Origin of the sequence: Mycobacterium persicum (assembly GCF_002086915.1) — a bacterium.
Lineage (GTDB): Bacteria > Actinomycetota > Actinomycetes > Mycobacteriales > Mycobacteriaceae > Mycobacterium > Mycobacterium persicum.
Genome location: NZ_MWQA01000001.1, coordinates 4,428,573 through 4,447,993 on the forward strand (window position 1 = coordinate 4,428,573; position 19,421 = coordinate 4,447,993).

A 19,421-nucleotide genomic window follows, 5' to 3' on the forward strand; every position below is an offset into this window, starting at 1 on the left:
TAGGGATATGTACATATCGGATTGATAGTATGTACGCATGCGGAAACGGACGACGATCGAGATCGACGAGGACCTCCTGACGCGGGCCAAGCGCGCCCTGGGCTGCGCGACGACTCGGGCGACCGTCGAAGAGGCCCTGCGGAGAGCCGCCGCCGAAGCAGAACATGCGCAGGACGAGCGAGCGGCTCAGCAACGGCGTTACTTCACCCGGCTCGCCAGCCACGTCGACGAGAAGGTGCTCGGCTCGGAGGAGATGTGGCGCTAGCAAATTGGATCCTCGACAAGAGCGCGGCGGCGCGTGCGTCCGATCCCGTCATCGGCAGCCAGCTCGCGGCACTGGCCGGGCGGTTGTTCATCTGCCTCGTCGGGGAGCTCGAGCAGCTCTACTCCGCCCGCTCGGCCCGCCATTACGACCAGCTGCAGGCCGAGCTGAGCGCTAGCTTCGACATTGTGGCGGCGCCACCTGACATCCTGGAGCGAGCGATGGCGCTCCAGCGTGACCTCGCTCATCACCACGGAATGTGGCACCGCACCCCGATCCCGGTCCTGATGATTGCTGAGACGGCTGTCTATCACGGCCTCGGCGTGGTGCACGTTGACCGTGACTACGCGCGGATCGCCGAAGTCCGGCCACTGACCGTCCGCCGCCTCGGCTAGAGGCCGTCGAACGACGGTGGTGAGGTTTCGGCGCCGCCGTTGTCGTGCGATCGCAGGCTACGCCCCGCCGACTCGTGACTTTTGCCTCTACTGGTCATAGGTTCGGCGGTGATCGCATCAATAGTGACTGCAGACACTAAGGAGACGGCGATGACCGACAACGCCAACTGCGCCAAGTCCTGCCATGTCGATGTGTTGATCGAGGAGCGCGACGAGCGAACCCGGGCCAAGGCGCGACTGGTCTGGGGCGATCACACACTGGTCGGTGTCGGCTTGGCCCGACTCGACCCGGCCGACGAGCCGGTGGCCGAGATCGGCGACGAACTCGCGATCGCGCGGGCCTTGACGGATCTGGCGAACCAGCTGTTCGCGGTGACGTCGGCCGACATCCAGGCCAGCACGCACCAGCCGGTCACGGGTCTGCACCACTGAGTTGCCGGCGACTCACGTTCCGGAGCAACCGCCTCAGGGCCTGCTGACGGCGAGGTGCTCGAGGAACCAGTCGCGCGCCAGGGTCGCCGCACGTTCCAGTGTGCCCGGTTCTTCGAAGAGGTGAGTGGCGCCGGGAACCACCGCCAGTTCGCACACGGCCGGGATCGCCGCCTGAGCCTGCCGATTCAGTTCGAGGACCAGTTCGTCGCGGCCACCGACAATCAACAGGGTGGGCGTGTGTACGTCGCGGAGCGCATCGCCCGCCAGATCGGGCCGCCCGCCACGGGACACCACCGCCGCGACCTTGACCCCGGGATGTGCGGCGGCAACCAGAGCCGCGCCGGCCCCGGTGCTGGCCCCGAAAAAACCGACCGGCAGTGAAGCGGTGTCGGGCTGGCCGGCCAGCCAGCCGGTGACGTCGACCAGTCGCCGGGCGAGCAGGCCGATGTCAAAAACGTTGGCGCGGTGGCGTTCTTCCTCGGGCGTCAGCAAGTCGAGCAGCAGGGTGGCCAGCCCGGCCCGGTTGAGGACCTCGGCGACGTATCGATTGCGCGGGCTGTGTCGGCTGCTTCCGCTGCCGTGAGCGAAAACGACGACGCCGCCGGGGTGTTCGGGAATGGTCAGCCGCCCGGCCACCGATACCGGTCCGGCAGTCACCCGGACCTCCTCGTCGCGCGGCGGCGGGTCACCGGCTTCGCTGACGGCGCCGAATTCGGCGCGGGCGCGATGCAGCAGCGCCACCACCTCGTCGTCGGAGGTCTGGGTGAAGTTGCGGTATCCCTGGCCGACCGCGAAGTAGGGCACCGGTGTTTCCAGGCACACCACCTCGTCGGCGTACCCGGCAAAACGTTGGGCGATGTCCGTCGCTCCGATGGGAACGGCCAGAATCACCCGGCTCGCCCGCTGCGCACGGGCTACCTGGCAGGCGGCCTGCGCGGTGGCTCCGGTCGCGACGCCGTCGTCGACGATCACCGCGATGCGCCCGTCGAGCGCGACCGGGACGTGGTCGCCGCGGAAGCGTTCCGCTCGGCGTTGCAGTTCGGCCCGCTGGGTGGTCTCCACCGCGGCCATTTCCCGGTCGGTGAGGTGTGCCTCGCGCACCACGTCGTCGTTGATGACCCGCACATCGCCTTCCCCGATGGCGCCGAACGCGAGCTCGGAGTGCGCCGGCACGCCGAGCTTGCGCACTAGGAGCACGTCGAGGGGAGCGTGCAGCGCCCGGGCAACTTCGAAGGCCACCGGAACACCGCCTCGCGGCAGACCCAGCACCACCACGTGGTGACCTCGTAAGAATTCCAGACGGCGCGACAATTGCCGGCCGGCGTCGGCGCGATCCGCGAACTGCCTCATATTTTGAGTGTCCATTGCCTGACGGGTTGCCGGTACGGCCACAGGTCCCTAATTGTCGGGTTTCTTCCGCAGTCCTCGGCGCCGCAGCCGGCAGGTGGGATCGTTCGTCGTGGTCGGGCCCCGTCACGGTCCTCACCGCGCACATACGAAATTGGGGGATCCAGCGACTAACCAAAATGCGCTCGGATAGTCATGATGATTCACATGGCTGATGAGCAGATCTCCACCGTGTCCAACGTGGATGTTGTTGTGGTGGGCGCCGGCTTCGCCGGTCTGTACGCCGCGTACCGTCTGCGACTCGCGGGTCAATCGATGCGCATCTTCGAGGCGGGTGACGACCTCGGCGGCACCTGGTACTGGAACCGCTATCCGGGCGCGCGGGTCGACATCCCGAGTGTCGACTACATGTTCAGCTTCGACGCGGACTGGTCGAAAGACTGGCAGTGGTCGGAGAAGTACGCCACCCAGCCCGAGATCCTGCGCTATCTGAACCACGTCGCCGACAAGCACGACCTTCGTCGCGACATGCAGTTCAGAACCCGGGTCACGCGGGCGCATTGGGACGACACGTTGTCCGGCTACCGCGTGCGGACGGATCGCGGCGACGAGATCTTTGCCGCTACCTGGTGATGGCGACGGGCTGTCTGTCGGTACCCAAGGACCTCGACATCCCCGGTGTCGAAAACTTCACCGGCGAAGTGTATTTCACCAGTCGCTGGCCGCATGAGCCCGTCGACCTCACCGGTAAGCGCGTCGGTGTCGTCGGCACCGGGTCATCGGGAATCCAATCGATCCCGTTGATCGCGGCCCAGGCAGCGCAGCTGGTGGTCTTCCAGCGCACCCCCTGCTTTTCGATCCCCGCGCACAATGGGCCGATCGCCCCGGACAAACTCGCCCAGTTGGCCGACGATTCGGCCTACCGGCAGGCGGCGAAATACTCCTTCGGAGGAGTGCCGTTGGAGCGCACCATCACCCCGGCGTTCTCGGTGTCCGCCGACGAACGCCGGCAACGCTACGAACGCGCCTGGCAGCGCGGCGAGCTGTTGGAAGTACTGAACCTCTATACCGATGTCATGAGTAATCCATTGGCCAACAACGACTTTGCCGAGTTCATCCGAGGCAAGATTCGCGGTATCGTGCGTGACCCCACGACGGCCGAGGCACTGTGCCCCACGACCTATCCCATCGGCGCGAAACGGCTCTGCCTGGACACCAACTACTACGCCACGTTCAACCTGCCCCAGGTGCGGTTGGTGAACCTGCAAGACCAGCCGTTGGTAAGCGTCACTGAGACCGGAATCGCCACGGCCGGTGAAGCTTTCGAATTCGACGCGATCGTGTTCGCCACCGGATTCGACGCAATAACGGGCGCGGTGACGGCGGTCGACATCCTCGGCCGGGACGGACTCGCACTAAAGGACAAATGGCGCCACGGTCCCTCCACTTACCTCGGCCTGATGACCGAGCGGTTCCCCAACCTCTTTCTCATCGCGGGCCCGCACAGCCCCTCGGTGCTGTCGAACATGGCCGTGTCGATCGAGCAACACCTCGATTTCGTCGCTGACGCTGTGACGTATCTGCGTGCCCACGGCTTCGACCAGATCGAACCCACCGAGCTCGCCGAGGCCGGCTGGATGCGACACGTCGACGATGCGGCATCGATAACCCTTTTCCCGCAAGCCAATTCGTGGTATGTCGGAGCCAACATACCCGGCAAGCCGCGCACCTTCATGGCCTATGCCGCCGGCGTCGACTTCTACCGGGTGGCGTGCGAGGAGGTGGTGGCCCGCGACTACCTGGGGTTCAGGTTATCCGGGCCTGACGGTGCGCACTGCAACGACGGGGTGATTCGCCGCCTGCAACCCGACGTGCAGATGGTCCTCGAGCAGCTGGCGCTGCTGGGCCTGCCGCCTATGGAGTCATTGCCACCCGAACAGGCGCGCGCGCTGATGAACGACATGAACATGGCACGTCCAACGGGTCCGGACGTCGGCGAAATCGTGGACGGATCCCTGCCCGGTGCTGCCGGCGATTTGGCCTACCGCCTGTATCGGCCGGCGAGTCCGGGGCCGCACTCGCTTGTCGTCTACTTCCATGGCGGCGGTTGGGTTCTCGGCGACCAGACTTCCGATGATCCGCTGTGCCGTGATCTCTGCGTGCGCGGCGACACACTCATCGTCTCGGTGAACTACCGGCACGCGCCCGAGCACCGCTTCCCCGCCGCGCTGGACGACGGCTGGGCGGCCGTGCGATGGGTTGCCGAGCATGCCGAGGAGTTCGGCGGCATCCCGGGACGACTGGCGGTGTGCGGGTGGAGCGCCGGTGCCGGCATCGCCGCCGCGGTCTGCCAGTTGGCCAAGGACACGGGCCGGCCGACGATTGTCGGCCAAGCGTTGATCACGCCGGTCGTGGATACCGATCAGGCCCGACGCTCATATGTCGACAATGCCGATGGCTACGGGCTTACCGCCCCGTTGATGCGTTGGTTCTTCGACCACTATGCCGATCCGGGCCTACGGGATGACCCGAGGATCGCCCCGCTGCGTGCGCCGGATCTGTCGGGCCTGCCACCGGCGATCGTCGTGTCGGCAGAGTTCGACCCGCTGCGCGATGAAGGCGACGCGTACGCCGAAGCGCTTGCGGCGGCAGGGGTTCCCACTCGGCGTGTGCGGGCCCGAGGACACACGCACCTGTCGTTGTCCATGGTGGATGTGGTGGTCTCCGGAGCTCCGATTCGTGCCCAGATCGCCGACGCGTTACGGGGGTTCTTCGCGACCGACGCCGCGACGACGGCACCGGCTCAGACGGCGAGCTGACTAGCCGGCGCCCGCCGCGATCACCTGGTCCACCTCGCGGGCACGGTCGGCCATCTCGGCGTGTGCCTTGTCCAGCGCGTCGGCCTGATCCTCATCGGCCTTCATCAGCGCTTCGATGTTGAAGCCGGCCATGTCGAGCACACCCATGTCCCGGAAGGCCTGCTGCACCTTGTCGCCCCACAGCCCAATGTCCTTGACTATCGGCACGATTCGGCTGAACAGGTGCGAGCGGAATTGGATCATCAGCGGCGACGTGTCAACCCACTCGGCGCACGTCTGGACGTCCATGCCGAGAGTCTCGAAAACCTCCTCGCCGCGGAACCGGTCGCGCATCAGGTAGCAGGCGTCCACGACGAACTCTTCGCGCTCGCCTCGCTCGGCCTCGGTCAGCGCGGAGTAGTAGTCCTTCAGCGAGATCCGTCCGAAGGCGACATGCCGTGCCTCGTCCTGCATGACGTAGGCCAGCAACTGCTTGGCCAGCGAGTCCGGCGCCGCCATGTCACGCAGCACCCCGAACGCGGCGAGCGCGAGCCCTTCGATCAAGACCTGCATCCCGAGGTAGGGCATGTCCCAGCGAGAGTCGCGCAGGGTGTCCTCCAGCAGCGCGGTCAGGTGCTTGTTGATCGGGTAGACCAGGTCTACCTTGTCCTGCAGGAACCGCGAGAAGGCCTCGACGTGCCGGGCCTCGTCCATGGTCTGGGTGGCCGCATAGAACTTTGCGTCCAGGTCCGGGACGACCTCGACGATCTTGGCGGCGCACACCATCGCGCCCTGCTCGCCGTGCAAGAACTGCGAGAACTGCCACGCCTGGAAGTGGTGGCGCATCTCGGCGCGACGTGCGTCGTCTGCGGCGTCCCACATCGGGCTGCCGAACAGCGGATGGAACTCGTCGGGCAGTCCCACTGGGTTGTGCGGGTCGACGTCTTGCGCCCAGTCGATGCGCGACTGGGCATCCCACTGCTTGTCCTTTCCCTTCTGGTACAGGGAAAGCAGCCGGGCCCGTCCTTCGTCGTACTCCCAGGTGAAGCGTGCGTCGCCGACGCTGGGGACCTCCCAGGAGTACGGCGCGGGCACGTCTGTGTACTTGTCTCTCGTGCTCATGAGTTTGCCGCCTTTCCGGCCCGGCGTGACCAGTGGTCATATGACGAGTATCACATTGCACCTGCGTTCGGCGGTGCGTCAAGCCTGCCGGGCGGTTTAACGGACCGCGGCCGGCGCCCGCTACGAACTCTGCCCGGCCAGCCTTTCGGTCGCGGCATATCGAAGCAGCGCGCCCACACCGTCGGCGGGCGTCAGCCGGTCGTCGGCGCGCACCAGCGACGCGTCAACCGCGATCGCGGCAAACGGCAATGCTTCGTCCGCCCGAACCACCCGTGCCACCGGCTCACCCAGTTCGGACAACGCGTCGGCATCGGGAGCGACCGTCGTCCGCGCCGCGCCGGTGACCACCGTGGTGTCGCCAAGCTCGCCGATGATCAGGGTGTCGACGTCGCCGTCACGCAGCGCCGCGCACACCGCGGCCACCCCTTCGGCGGCCAGCCCCGAACCACGTCCCAGCTGCGCCTGGAAACGCTCCGCGACCTCGGTCAGCTCGGCGGATCGCCGGCGGGCGAACTCCGCTGCCGTCAAGTCGCGGATCTCGTCCTCGCTGATGCCGCTGGTGCGGGCTCCGGCATGCAATTGCGACACCCGCCGCGCCACCCGCTGCGGCAATGCCGAAACCAGGTCGGAGCGCGAACGGACCTCGCCGCAGACGAACACCACCTCGGGGTCGGTTTCGTCGACGAGCCGGGTGAGGTGGTCGGCGACGGCGCGGCAGTTCATCCGGATGGCTTCCTCGGTCGTGTGCTGCAGATCTCCGTAGCCGTTCCAGCCCGCCGTGACCGGCTTGTGGACCGGGTAGCCGCCGCCGTCGATGCTGGTGGAACTGAAGGTGTCGCCGCGGTACAGCCGGACGTCGGCCCCGGTGTGGTCCACTGCAGCGAAAACATATGTGGGCCGCAGCATTTCGCGGTCGATCAACGGCACCAGATAGGGGTAATCGGACAGCCGGACCACGGTCATCGGGGGCGGGCTGAGGAGTTGCTCGTTGACCAGCACCTGGTCGCTGGTCGCGATGACCGCGCGGCCGCGACGGCCCACGGCCGGTCGATGGTGCAGCACCGCGTCTTCGAGCTTGCCGACGAGTTCCGCGGCTGCCCGCAGCTCCTCGAGATGCCGACGGATATCCCGCCATTTCGCCTCGAGTTGCCCGGCGGCATCGGCGGTGTCGTGGGAATCGTCGAAATACACCGAGGCAACCGGACCTTCGGCCGTTACCAGCCATCGGAGGCGTTCTGATCGCATGCCCACCTTCTTCGTTATGTCGTCGTGATACCTACCCGCGGTTTGCCTATGCGGCGATCAGTCTTGGTACAGAGCCGCTATCTGGTCGGCGGACTTGCCGACGACCACCTTGCGGCGCAGCTTCATGCTCGGCGTCAGGTCACCGGATTCGATGGAGAGCTCGCGATCGAGGATGGTGAATTTCTTGATCTGCTCCCAGCGATTCAGTTCCGCGTTGAGCATGTCGATGTATCCCGCGATCAGGGTGCGCGTCCGATCGTCGCCGGCGATTTCGGCGAATGATCGGCCGGCCAACCCGTGTTTGGCCGCCCAATCGGTGATCGCCTCGCGGTCCAGGCTGACCAGTGCCACGCAGTAGGGCTTGGCTTCGCCGATGACGATGAGTTCGCCCACATACGGACACAGACCCTTGAACCGCACTTCGATCGCCGAAGGTGCCACGTATTTGCCCTGGGAGGTCTTGAACATGTCCTTCTTGCGGTCGGTGATCCGCAAGTAGCCGTCGGCGTCGACCTCACCGATGTCGCCGGTGTGGAACCACCCGTCCTGGTCGAGTGCCTCGGCGGTCGCCTCGGGAAGATCGTGGTAGGAGGTCATCAAACCCGGTCCCCTGAGCAGGATTTCGCCGTCACCGGCGATCCTGACCTCGGTAGCGGGGAACGGCCAGCCGACCGTGCCGAACCGATATGCGTGCGGGCGGTTGATGAACGACGCGGCAGCGGTCTCGGTCAGCCCGTATCCCTCGAGCACGGTGATGCCGATCGCGTCGAACCACTGCGCGACGTTGCGGTCCAGGGCGGCGGCCGCGGACACAAAAAACCGGATCCGGCCGCCGAAGCGCTCACGGATGGTGGCGAACACCAGCCGGTCGGCCAGCTTGTATGCCAATAGGGCGGCTCGCGACGGTTTGCGGCCCGCTTGCCTGGCCGCCGAGACCTTCAACCCGACCCCCATCGACCACCCGAAAACCGTTCTCTTGAACCGGCTTTGCTCGGCCACCAGTTGCTCGATGCGGGCATGGGCCTTTTCGAAGATCCGGGGTGCGGCGCCCATGACGGTGGGATGCAGCACGGCGAGATTGTCGACGATCTTTTCGACGCGCCCGTCGATGGCGGTGGTGAAGCCGATCGATAGCGGCAGCGCCAGCATCACCTTGCCGAAGGCGTGGGCCAGCGGCAGCCACAGGAAGTTCAGGTCGTCGGGGCCCAGCACGTTGAGGGCGTCGATGGCCGCGGCGGTGTATGTCCAGGCCCCGTGGGTCAGCCGCACCCCCTTGGGCCGCCCGGTGGTGCCCGAGGTGTAGATCAGGCTGGCAAGCTGGTCGGAACCGACGGCCGCCACCCGCTCCTCGACGGCGTTGGGGGAGTCGGCCAGCAGTTGCTTACCCAGCTGCTCCAGGTCGGCGAAGGTGATCACCCAGTCGCCGTCACCGTTGCCGTCGATGATCACGACCTTGCTCACCGCAGGCAGTTCGGCGCGATGCGCGAGCAACTTGTCGACCTGTTTCTGGTCCTCGGCGACCACGATCCGGCTGCCGGAGTTGGCGACGATGTAGGCGACGTCGGGGGCGATGGTCGTCGGGTAGACGGTGGTGGTCGCGGCGCCGGCACACATCACCGCGAAGTCGGTGAGCACCCACTCGTATCGCGTCGAGCTGGCAAGCGCTACCCGGTCCTCGGCGGCGATCCCGAGCGAGATCAGCCCCGCGGCGAGGTGGCGCACCCGCTCACCGACCTGCTCCCAGGTGACGCTCTCCCAGCCGTGATTGTGTGGATAGCGGAAGGCCTCCGCGTGGGGGGTGGCGGCCACCCGGTCGAGGAACATCCTCGCCACCGACGGCGGCCGGCTCTCGATCTTGGAGAAATCGGGCCTCTCCAGCGAGGCGAGTGCGGTGTTCATGACGAAAATCCCTTCTCGCCCAAAGGAATCAACTCTGATTGGTTAGCGAAGTGGTGCATGACGATCTCTTCTGTTGCGCCTTGAATACATCCGATGCTGGTGCGGTTGCCCGGGCAGGTATAGGGACCAAAGTCATCCAGCCGGCGGCAATCGTCCCTTCAGCAGTCAGCGGCCCGGGTTCAGGCCGCGATGCTCACCTGAATGGACAGGCATTCGCCGATGGCATAGGCCGTCGGCCAGTCGCCGGTACGCACCGCGCACGCCAGGTCGTCGACCAACGACGTTTGGACGCCCAATTCCGACAGCCAGCCGGCCACCGTGGCCGTGATCTCGTTCGCGGTTACCCGGGCAGTACGTCCGTCGTGCAGGCGGTCGGTCACCTGGTAGATCGTCGTGACCTTGTGATGCCGCCAGATCGCTGCGTTCATCATGGTCTCCCGGTTCTCCCGAGTTGGTCAGCTCGTCACCATCGATCTGACCACCGGCGCCTCCCCGGTCCTAGAGGCCAAGAGCACCGTTGCCGGTGTGCTTTGGTCGGTGTCCGGACCCGCCGAAGTCCCCGGCGGAAGGGACTTTCGGCCCAGGCCGTCGCCGGACCGGGCGAGTAGCGTTCTTCGATGTTGAGATGTTGGGGATGTCGGGAATGTTGGCCATGTCGTGTAACCGAGAAATGAGCGAGATGACTGCTCTAGCAACCGATTACCGCGCAGCTACGCCGGCCGCGTTGGTGGGCGGGCCGCGGTGAGACCGGTCCGGGCGCAGGATCTGGCAGCGGTGGAGGTGTTCGCCGACATCGCGACGGAGCAGCTCACAGCGTTGGCTGAGCACCTGAAGCCGTTGCATGCGGGGGCGGGCAAGGTTTTGATGCGCCAGGGTGACCGGGCGGAGTCGTTTGCCATCATCACCGACGGCCGGGTGGAGGTCAGCCACGTCGACCGGGACGGCCAGATATCGGTGACCGAGCTGTCGGCGGGGCTGATCGTCGGCGAAATCGCGTTGTTGCGGCACACGATGAGGACGGCGACGGTGATCGCCAAAGACGACGTGAACGGCTATCTGGGATACAACGACGCCTTCGAGGCCATGCTGGCCATCCCGGCGGTCGCCGAGCGAATGGTCCGCACCGCGCGACAACGGTTGGCGGCCTACATCGCCCCGATCCCGGTGTCCGTCGAAGACCATCCCGATCTGCTGTTGCGCCCGGTCCTGCCCGGCGATGCCGAACGGTTCCAGAGCAGCGGGACGTTCTCCCGAGAAACCCTGTATCGGCGCTTCATGTCGTCATACCAGCTCAACGATGCGCGGCTGGCCTACCTGTTCGAGGTCGACTATGTCGATCATTTCGTCTGGATCATGACCAATGGCGCCGACGGGCCGGTGGTCGCGGTCGGCCGGTTCGTTCGGGACCAGGACGACCCCGGCCTGGCCGAGGTCGCGCTCACCGTCGGCGACGCGTATCAGCGCCGGGGGCTCGGGACGATGCTGCTGACCGCCCTGGCGATCGCGGCACGCACCGACGGGATCGACCGCTTCTGTGCCCAGGTGCTAGCCGACAACGAAGCCGTTCATGCGTTGGTGCGCAAGCTGCATCCCTGTTGGGAGCGGGAGGATCCCGGTGTGGTCACCACGACGGTGCAGATCCCAGCCCTGCGGGACCTGCCCCTCGATGAGGTCCTGCGCAAGCAGATCCTGAATGTGGCCTACCAGGTGATCCACGCATTCGACTAAGGCGGGAATAACGCCCCTGCCATCTAGGGCCTTTGCGCCCTACCCGACGGCGCGGTGGCTGCGCAGCATGGACCTGTCCGGCTTCGGTATCGGAAGGAGTTGGTCGATGAAAACACTCATCGTGTGCGTGTCGACGTCGCACGGCAACACCCGCCGCGTCGCCGACCGGATGGCTGAGGTGTTGCGCGCGAAGGTCGTCGAACCCGAGCAGGTCGATCCGCACACACTCGGCGACTACGATCTCGTCGGCTTCGGATCAGGCATCTACTTCATGGCGGTGCACCCGAGGTTACGGAGCCTTTTGCGTCGCCTGCCCCAGGTCGACGGCGTTGCGGCGTTCACCTTCTTCACCAGCGGCGCCCGCGAGATCCCGCTGACGAGTTATCACAAGCCGATGGGAAAACAGCTTGCTGCCAAGGGTTTTGAGGTGATCGGATTGTTCTCCTGCCGGGGGCTGGACACCGTGGGTCCGTTCGGGTACATCGGCGGGATCAACAAGGGCCGGCCAGACCACCACGACCTGGATCGGGCCGCGGCCTTCGCGGAACGGATTCGCGAACGGGTCGCGGGGTCCAGAGCGGCGTCCTGACAGATGGCTGGCGAGGAGCGCGACGTCCTGGCGCTGGTGCGCGGCCTGGTCACCGAGGTCCGCCCGCATGCCTTGCCGCCCTCGGTGACCCTCGACAGCACTTTCGACGACCTCGGTATCGGCAGCCTGGAACTGGCCGAACTGCTGTTGCGGGTCCAGGGCAAGTACGGGGTGGCGCTGCCGTCGGACCTGCTGGCCCACGCGGAGACACCGCGTGACCTGGTGGTGGCGGTCGCTCACGGCCGTCCCGACCTGGCCCCGGAGCGCGGCGCCATGGTGTCTCTGCCCACCACAGAACCGGGAGGGCTGGCGCCCGAAGCTGCGTCGACCCTCAACGATGTCCTCGACTGGCACGTCGGCGCGACCCCGCAGCGTATGCACATCCGGCTGCTCGACGATTCCGGCGCCGGCACTGACCTGACGTATGCGACGCTGCACCGGGAAGCGGCCGCCGTCGCGGCCGGGTTGATCGCACACGACGTCATGCCGGGCGAGACGGTCGCTATCATGTTGCCCACCTGCCGGGCCTACTTCACCACGTTCGCCGGGGTGGTGCTCGCCGGCGCGGTGCCCGTTCCCGTCTACCCGCCGGCGCGGCCGTCCCAGTTGGCCGATCATCTGCGCCGCACCACCGGCATCCTCACCAACGCCGGGACCACGCTGCTGGTCACCGTCCCGGAGGCGGTGACCCTCGGGCACCTGTTGCGCTCCAACGTCGAAAGCCTGCGTCATGTCGTCGTACCCGAAACCCTCACGGGCGCAGGCGAAGACCCAGGGCCGGGCCGGCCCGCACTGCCAAGGCCGAGAACCGACGATCTCGCCCTGGTGCAGTACACCTCGGGCAGCACCGGCCAGCCCAAAGGAGTCGCGCTGGCGCACCGCAACCTGCTTGCCAACATCCGGGCCATGGGCCAGGCCGCCGGGGCGTCGGGGACGGACACGTTCGTCAGCTGGCTGCCGCTCTACCACGACATGGGTTTGATCGGCGCGTGGTTGGGGTGCATGTATTTCGGTGTCCCGCTGGTGGTCATGAGTCCCCAGGCGTTCCTCATCCGTCCGTCCCGATGGCTGTGGGCCATCCACACAAACCGGGCGACCATGTCGGCCGGCCCCAACTTTGCCTACGAGCTGTGCCTGGCCAAGGTCCGCGACGACGAGATCGAGGGACTCGACCTGAGCTCGTGGCGCTTGGCCTACAACGGCGCCGAGCCGGTGAGCCCCACGACGATCGAGCGGTTCGCCGACCGCTTCGCCGCGTACGGCTTCCGGCGAGACGCGATGACCCCGGTGTACGGCCTGGCCGAATCCTCGGTGGGCCTGGCCTTCCCGCCGCTGGGCCGCGGTCCGCTGATCGACCGGATCCGCCGCGACGAGTTCGTGCGTTCCGGACGGGCCGAGCCGGCCGGGCCCGGCGAGCGTGACGCCCTGCGCTTCGTGGCCTGCGGCCAGCCGCTGCCCGGCCACGAAATCCGCATCGTCGACACCGCCGGCACCGAACTGGGCGATCGCCGCGAAGGACGCATCGAGTTCCGTGGTCCGTCGGCGACCGCCGGATATTTCAACAACCCGACGCCCACCCGTTCGCTGTTCCACGGCGACTGGCTCGATACCGGCGACCTGGGCTACATGGCTGACGCCGACCTCTACGTCACCGGCCGGGTCAAGGATCTGATCATCCGGGCCGGCCGTAACCTGCATCCGGCCGAGCTGGAAGAGGCCGTCGGCAACCTCACCGGGGTCCGTAAGGGTTGTGTGGCGGTGTTCGCCTCCGCCGATCGGTCGGGAGGCGCCGAACGACTGGTCGTGGTGGCCGAGACCCGGCTGACCGAGGACGCCGCCCGCGCCGCGCTGCGCTCTGAAATAGCTTCCACCACAGTTGATTTGCTAGGCGTACCGCCGGACGACGTGGTGCTGGCGCCGCCGCGCGCGGTGTTGAAGACCTCGAGCGGCAAGATCCGGCGGGCCGCCAGCCGGCAACTCTACGAGGCGGGAAGAATCGGCGCCCGGCCACATGCGGTGTGGTGGGAGTTGGTGCGGCTGCGGCTGCGCGGCGCGGCCCCGTCGATGCGCCGCACCGGCCGCGCGGCGTACGCCGTCGCGTTCGCCGCCTACACCTGGGCGGTGTACCTGGTCCTGGGGCTGGTGTTGGTGGTTTTGCTGATGCTGTTGCCGCGGGAGCGATGGCGCTGGTGGGCGGTCCGGCGATCGATCCGGCTGCTGGCCCGCCTTACCGGAACGGCCATCACCGTGCACGGCCGCGATCACCTGCCGGCCCAGACCTGCATCGCGGTGGCCAACCATCCGAGCTGGATCGACGGAATCGTGCTCGCCTCGGTGCTGCCGCCGTCGTTCCACTTCGTCGTCGCCGAGCAGTTGCAGCAGGGGCTCTACGGATTTGCGCTGCGGCGGCTGGGCACGACGTTCGTCGAACGTCACCGGCGGGAGCAGGGTGTGGCCGACACCGACCAGCTCGTCGGGTGTGCCCGAGCGGGGCAGTCGCTGGTCATCTTCCCCGAAGGCCGGCTGGCCCGCGCCCCGGGTTTGCGGCCGTTCCACATCGGCGCATTCGTCGTCGCGGCCGAGGCCGGGGTGCCGGCCCTTCCGATCGCCATCCGGGGGACCCGGTCGGTCATGAGACCAGGCCACCACTTCCCGCGCCGCGGCGCGGTCGACGTCGTCATCGGAACACCGATCCGGCCGGCGGGCCCGGACTGGGATGCCGCGGTTGACGTGCAACGCAAGGCCCGCGAGGCGGTGCTGCGGATGTCGGGTGAGCCGGACGTCGAATGACCCGGCTGTCAGGGGGATCACCGTGCCGGAGAAGACAATCCGAAGCAAAACCCGCAATGCGGGTTGATGGTGCTGCGGTTCAGCTCACCGTGTTTTGCTGGCCGCCTGGCCGCCTGGCCGCCTGGCCGCCTGGCCGGCGCTTCGCACCACGCTTGCCGACGCTGATGAAGTTACGATTGTCGAGTCACCGGCACGAGTGACTAAAGTCCTTTCCTGGTATGAGGATTTGTCCCATCCGGTGACCTTCGGCGGGACGTAAGACCCTAACGCACCACATCGTGGGCTGTTAGCTTTGCCGCCATGGCAACATCGGCCGGTGATGACGTCCGGGATCGCCCGGGTCCGCGGCAGCTGAACCCACCCGGCATCGGCGGGTTAGGCAACGTGGTCAAACCGTTCCTGCACACCGGCCGGTACTTCGCCCAGTCATGGCGCGACTATCTCGACCACACTCCCGACGAGCTGCCGATCGCCCGACCCACCATTGCGTTGGCGGCCCAGGCATTTCGTGACGAGATCGTCCTGATGGGCCTGAAGGCGCGCCGCCCGGTCAGCGCTGGGCACGTGTTCGAGCGAATCCGAGACGAAGTGGCCGCCGGCGTGGAGTTCTACGGCAACCGGGAATGGCTGGCGTGGCCCCGAGGATTCTTTGGTGATCCGCCGCCGCTCCCAGACGTCACGGTCCGCAAGGTCAAGAACCGGCGCCGCACCTTTTATCGCCTGCACTTCGACAGCGGCTATGCGCCGCACGCGGGCGAACCGGGCGCCGAACGATGGCTGGGATACACCGCGAACAACCGCGAATACGCATTGTTGCTGCGCCATCCCGAACCGCGCCCCTGGCTGGTATGTGTACACGGGACCGAAATGGGGCGCGCCCCACTGGATCTGGCGCTGTTTCGGTCCTGGAAACTGCACGACGAGCTCGGCCTGAACATCGTCATGCCGGTCCTTCCCATGCACGGCCCGCGGGCGCGCGGCCTGCCGAAGGGCGCGGTGTTTCCCGGCGAGGACGTGCTCGACAACGTCCACGCGACGGCTCAGGGCGTGTGGGACATCCGGAGGCTGCTGTCCTGGATACGGTTGCAGGAGCCGGAATCACTGATCGGGCTGAACGGTCTATCGCTGGGCGGCTACATTGCGTCGTTGGTTGCCAGCCTCGAAGAGGACCTCACCTGCGCAATCCTCGGAGTACCGGTCGCTGATCTGGTCGAGTTGCTCGGCCACCACTCCGGTCTGCGCCATGACGACCCGCGCCGCGACACGGTGAAGATGGCCGAACCCATCGGCCGAATGATTTCACCTCTTTCGCTTACCCCGCTGGTGCCCATGGCAGGCCGGTTCATCTACGCCGGTGTCGCCGACCAGCTTGTCCATCCGCGCGAGCAGGTTACCCGGCTGTGGGAGCACTGGGGTAAGCCCGAAATCGTTTGGTACCCAGGTGGTCACACGGGATTCTTCCGGTCCCGGCCGGTGCAGCGGTTTGTCGAGGAGGCGCTGCGGCAATCAGGGCTCCTGGACCGGCCGACGGCACAGCGCGACCGCCCGGCCTAGTTGCGGAGGACGAGATGAATCCACTGGATCCGCTGGACGCGGCGATGATGACCGCGGAAATGTTATCCAACCCAATGCATGTCGGCGCTGTGCTGATCCTGTCACCACCGCCGGGTGCGGGTCCCGAATACGTCGACGAGCTGTATCGAGTAACGCAGGCGGGAAACGATCCGATCGACCCGCGGCTGCGGCGATACCCGCATCAGGGTGTGGACACCGGCGGCATCTGGGTCTGGCGTGACGCCGACGCCGTTGACATTGGGCAGCACTGTCAGCGGCGCACGACCTCCGGTGACGGTTCCGGATTCTGGCGGCTGATCGCCGAACTGGATGCCGAGCGCCTAGATCGGTCCCGCCCGATGTGGATGTCGTATCTGATCGATGGCCTCGAGGATGGCCGATTTGCCTTCTATATCAAGGTGCATCACACCGTCATCGACGGTGTGGCCGGGTTCAAGATGATCGCCGATGCGCTGAGCACCGATGCGGACCGGCGGTCGATGCCGCCCTTCTACGCAGAGCACCACCGGGAGCGCGCCACGGCGGCGACGTCGACTGGTCTGCTACCTCGTCTGGTGTCGCCGTTGCGGTCGCTGGTCGGGACGGCCGCGTCCGGGGTCGGGCTGGTGAATCATGTTGTCACCGGCGAGATATCGACGATACTCGACAGCTTGATCGGGCATACGACGGTGTTGCCGTTCGGAGCTCCCTATACGCGATTCAACGGTCGTCTCGGGCCCGAGCGAGCCGTTGCGGCGGGCAGCTGGCCGAAGACCCGCATTCAGGCGGTGCGACATGCCGCCCGGGTGACCGGCAACGACGTGGTGACCGCCATGGTGGCCGGTGCGCTACGCCGCTGGTTGCTCGACCGCGGCGAGTTGCCCAAGCAGTCGCTGGTGGCCGCCTGCCCGATCACGGTGCGTGGTCACGAGCACGCCGGGGCAGATGACGAGCACGGCAACATGTTCGGTCTTTGGTTGTGCCGCTTGGGTACCGACATCGATGACCCGGTGGCGCGGTTGGAACTCATCCACCGGTCGATGTCGGAAGGAAAACAGTGGGTGGGCAAGCGCGGAGCGGCGGCATCGTTGCTGACCGTCGCGGGAAGCATTGCCGCCACGGTAGTTTTTCCGCTGCTGCCGTTTTCGCCGAAGATCCGCACCGGATACAACGTCCCGATTTCACACGTTCCGGGTCCCCGTGCCGAAAGATATTGGAACGGCGCGCATGTCGACGAGATATATCCGGTGTCCACCGTCTACGACGGTCAGGCGCTCAACGTGACGACGTGCTCCTATGCCGACCACATCGGGTTCGGTTACGTCGCGGGCCTCGAAATCGTGCCCGATATCGAGACGTTGATCCCACTGACCGAGCAGTGTCTGACCGAACTGGAAACCGCTCTAGGCGTCGAGATCTGATCAGGCGGCGCGCGGCAGAACCTTAGCTGGGCGTCGATGGGGTCGCTGGCTCAGCCCAAATAGGTTTGGGAAAGCGCTTAGCGTGACCGACGAGAGTGAGGCCCGCGACCAGCGGGCGCTCAGGGCAATCACCCTCGATGCGCAGCAACGATACGCCGACGCCGAGTCTTCTGAACCCGACTTACGGGAAGTGCCAGACCTATCGTGGCAAGCATCGGGCAAACTTGGTCGCTGGTAGCCGCTGCCGGGTGGGTACTCCTCCTGACGGGTGTGTTCGAAGCCCTGAGGGATGGCCAGCATCGCCGAGTTCGGTGACCTCGTCGGCCGGTTCCCCGCCGAGTCTCGCCCAGCCGACAACTCGAATGTCATCTCGAACGACAAAGGGGTAGTGGGCCCCTCTGTCTGAGACACCACACCCCCTGACCGAATTGTGTCATGGCGCTTCGTGTTTGCCACGCTCCTCGGCTGATCCAGGCGCGGCATCCGATGGTGCGCCGGACATGGAATGAGCCGGTTCCGGGGAGCTGGATTCAGGAGCCGGCGTTGCCGCGGGGGCCGTTGTGGGTACCGCCGCGATACGGTGGATGCCCTTACGGTCGTAGATCCAGGTCAGCACGGCGCCGAACACCACACCGATCACCAGCCCGATCGCCGTCAGCGTCAGCGAGCGGCCCAGGCCGGCGTCAAGGCGGCCATCGAAGTACAGCAGCGCCCGGGTGCCGATGAAAACCTGACGCATCGGCTCGAAATTGGCCAGCCAGCTGAAGATCTTCGGCTCCGCCTCGAGCGGAATCGTGGCGCCGGTGGACGGCAGGCCCAGGAAGTTGAAGATGAACAGGGCGGTCAGAATGCCGAGCGTGCCCAATGCCGTGATGAGGCTGGTGGAGGCGACCCCCACGGTCAACATGATGAAGACACCGAAAAGCCACAGCGCCCACGGGTGGGGCACCGGCATCCCGAATGCCTTTGCCACCCACAGGTAGACCGCCGAGGAGAACAACGACACCACCGCCACCAACATCCACTTGAGCAGTAGCGTGCGGAACCAGGACACCCGGACCCGATCCGCCAACCGGTACATCGGTCCGAATTCGGCCGGCGAATAGCCGAGCATCGCCTCGACCAGCATGCTCACCACCAGGGCGCCGGTGACGCCGCCGATCAGCAACATCAGGGTGTAGAAGTAACTGGACAGTCCGATCCCGGTGCCGTCAGGCAATTCATTGCGCTGTTCGACCCGAACGTCGAGGGGATTGGCGAGCACCCATGCGGCACTGGCGCTCAGCTGGTCGCCACCGCCCGCAGCCGCCGCATCCGTGAGTTTCTTGCCGGCCTTGGTGTTGTAGTCGACCATCGCCTTTCTCAGCACACTTTCGGCGATGCCCGCGCCCATCGCGCTGGCCCGGGGGTTGGTTTCGATGGTGATGACCGGCTTGGTCAGCTCGCCCGGCTTCGACACGGTTTGCAACAACCCCAGCAGCTTGTCGGAGAAGTCCGGCGGTATCACCAGCGCGCCGTAGATCTTGCCGGTGTCGAACTGATGGTTCGCCTGCTCGGCGGTCAGCAGCCGGATGTCGAACTTATGCCCTTCCTCGAGTTTGGCTTTGAGTGCGTCGGTGATCTTTGCGCCCGCCTTGGCGCTTCCCGTGTCCTCGTTGACGATCGCGATCGGGAAGTTGTGGAAGTTTTTCTTCGGGTTCAAGCTGCTGCCGAAGAACAGCCACGACAGTCCCGCTAATACGGCGAGCGTGACGACGATCGGGGCCAACCAGAACCGTACGGTGCGCAACGGGTGCGGCAGCGGATACGGCGTGGTTTGACGCAAGAGTTGCTGATCGG

Annotated in this window: 14 protein-coding genes and 1 pseudogene; 9 read left to right on the forward strand and 6 right to left on the reverse strand. The window is 66.3% G+C overall.

Annotation, left to right across the window (positions count from 1 at the left end; genetic code table 11):
- Window positions 1-37: 37 nt before the first annotated feature.
- The 3 genes from B4U45_RS20230 to B4U45_RS20240 all read left to right on the forward strand — a co-directional run bounded on the left by B4U45_RS20230 (window position 38) and on the right by B4U45_RS20240 (window position 1,089).
- Window positions 38-265, forward strand: coding sequence for a type II toxin-antitoxin system VapB family antitoxin (locus B4U45_RS20230; RefSeq protein ID WP_075542359.1), 228 nt, complete (start codon window positions 38-40; stop codon window positions 263-265).
- Window positions 256-657 (forward strand): PIN domain-containing protein, encoded by a 402-nt coding sequence (locus B4U45_RS20235; protein ID WP_075547590.1) that lies wholly within the window; start codon window positions 256-258, stop codon window positions 655-657. The genes B4U45_RS20230 and B4U45_RS20235 overlap by 10 nt, the downstream gene beginning before the upstream one ends.
- Window positions 658-807: 150 nt before the next feature.
- The gene (locus B4U45_RS20240) at window positions 808-1,089 is read left to right on the forward strand and encodes a DUF1876 domain-containing protein (RefSeq protein ID WP_075547589.1); all 282 of its coding nucleotides are present in this window, start codon (window positions 808-810) and stop codon (window positions 1,087-1,089) included.
- Window positions 1,090-1,122: 33 nt separating this feature from the next.
- Here the strand turns inward: B4U45_RS20240 and B4U45_RS20245 are convergent, their stop codons facing one another.
- Window positions 1,123-2,439, reverse strand: a complete 1,317-nt coding sequence (locus tag B4U45_RS20245; protein ID WP_075547588.1) for a phosphoribosyltransferase — start codon at window positions 2,437-2,439, stop codon at window positions 1,123-1,125.
- 204 nt (window positions 2,440-2,643) lie between these two features.
- On the opposite strand from B4U45_RS20245, the pseudogene B4U45_RS20250 reads away from it, so the two are divergent.
- A pseudogene (locus tag B4U45_RS20250) lies at window positions 2,644-5,255 on the forward strand (flavin-containing monooxygenase).
- On the opposite strand, the gene B4U45_RS20255 reads toward B4U45_RS20250, so the two are convergent.
- The 4 genes from B4U45_RS20255 to B4U45_RS20270 all read right to left on the reverse strand — a co-directional run bounded on the left by B4U45_RS20255 (window position 5,256) and on the right by B4U45_RS20270 (window position 9,928).
- Window positions 5,256-6,356: a ferritin-like domain-containing protein gene (locus B4U45_RS20255; RefSeq protein WP_075547587.1), complete on the reverse strand. Its 1,101-nt coding sequence runs from the start codon at window positions 6,354-6,356 to the stop codon at window positions 5,256-5,258.
- 120 nt (window positions 6,357-6,476) lie between these two features.
- Window positions 6,477-7,601, reverse strand: a complete 1,125-nt coding sequence (locus tag B4U45_RS20260; protein ID WP_075547586.1) for an Rv2629 family ribosome hibernation factor — start codon at window positions 7,599-7,601, stop codon at window positions 6,477-6,479.
- Window positions 7,602-7,658: 57 nt separating this feature from the next.
- Entirely contained in the window at window positions 7,659-9,500 is a 1,842-nt protein-coding gene (locus B4U45_RS20265; protein WP_075547585.1) for an AMP-dependent synthetase/ligase, read from the reverse strand.
- A 179-nt stretch (window positions 9,501-9,679) separates the two neighbouring features.
- Window positions 9,680-9,928, reverse strand: coding sequence for a hypothetical protein (locus tag B4U45_RS20270; RefSeq protein WP_240316627.1), 249 nt, complete (start codon window positions 9,926-9,928; stop codon window positions 9,680-9,682).
- A 313-nt stretch (window positions 9,929-10,241) separates the two neighbouring features.
- On the opposite strand from B4U45_RS20270, the gene B4U45_RS20275 reads away from it, so the two are divergent.
- The 5 genes from B4U45_RS20275 (at window position 10,242) to B4U45_RS20295 (ending at window position 17,582) form a co-directional block, all read left to right on the forward strand.
- The gene (locus B4U45_RS20275) at window positions 10,242-11,228 is read left to right on the forward strand and encodes a GNAT family N-acetyltransferase (protein WP_075547583.1); all 987 of its coding nucleotides are present in this window, start codon (window positions 10,242-10,244) and stop codon (window positions 11,226-11,228) included.
- Window positions 11,229-11,334: 106 nt separating this feature from the next.
- Window positions 11,335-11,817 (forward strand): flavodoxin family protein, encoded by a 483-nt coding sequence (locus tag B4U45_RS20280; RefSeq protein WP_075547604.1) that lies wholly within the window; start codon window positions 11,335-11,337, stop codon window positions 11,815-11,817.
- A gap of 3 nt (window positions 11,818-11,820) precedes the next feature.
- Complete coding sequence (locus B4U45_RS20285; RefSeq protein WP_075547582.1) at window positions 11,821-14,607, forward strand: AMP-binding protein; 2,787 nt, start codon at window positions 11,821-11,823, stop codon at window positions 14,605-14,607.
- A 300-nt stretch (window positions 14,608-14,907) separates the two neighbouring features.
- Complete coding sequence (locus B4U45_RS20290) at window positions 14,908-16,161, forward strand: alpha/beta hydrolase family protein (protein ID WP_075547581.1); 1,254 nt, start codon at window positions 14,908-14,910, stop codon at window positions 16,159-16,161.
- A 14-nt stretch (window positions 16,162-16,175) separates the two neighbouring features.
- Window positions 16,176-17,582, forward strand: a complete 1,407-nt coding sequence (locus tag B4U45_RS20295) for a wax ester/triacylglycerol synthase family O-acyltransferase (RefSeq protein WP_075547580.1) — start codon at window positions 16,176-16,178, stop codon at window positions 17,580-17,582.
- 433 nt (window positions 17,583-18,015) lie between these two features.
- Here the strand turns inward: B4U45_RS20295 and B4U45_RS20300 are convergent, their stop codons facing one another.
- The gene (locus B4U45_RS20300) at window positions 18,016-19,407 is read right to left on the reverse strand and encodes a YhgE/Pip domain-containing protein (protein ID WP_371687114.1); all 1,392 of its coding nucleotides are present in this window, start codon (window positions 19,405-19,407) and stop codon (window positions 18,016-18,018) included.
- Between the last annotated feature and the right edge of the window lie 14 nt (window positions 19,408-19,421).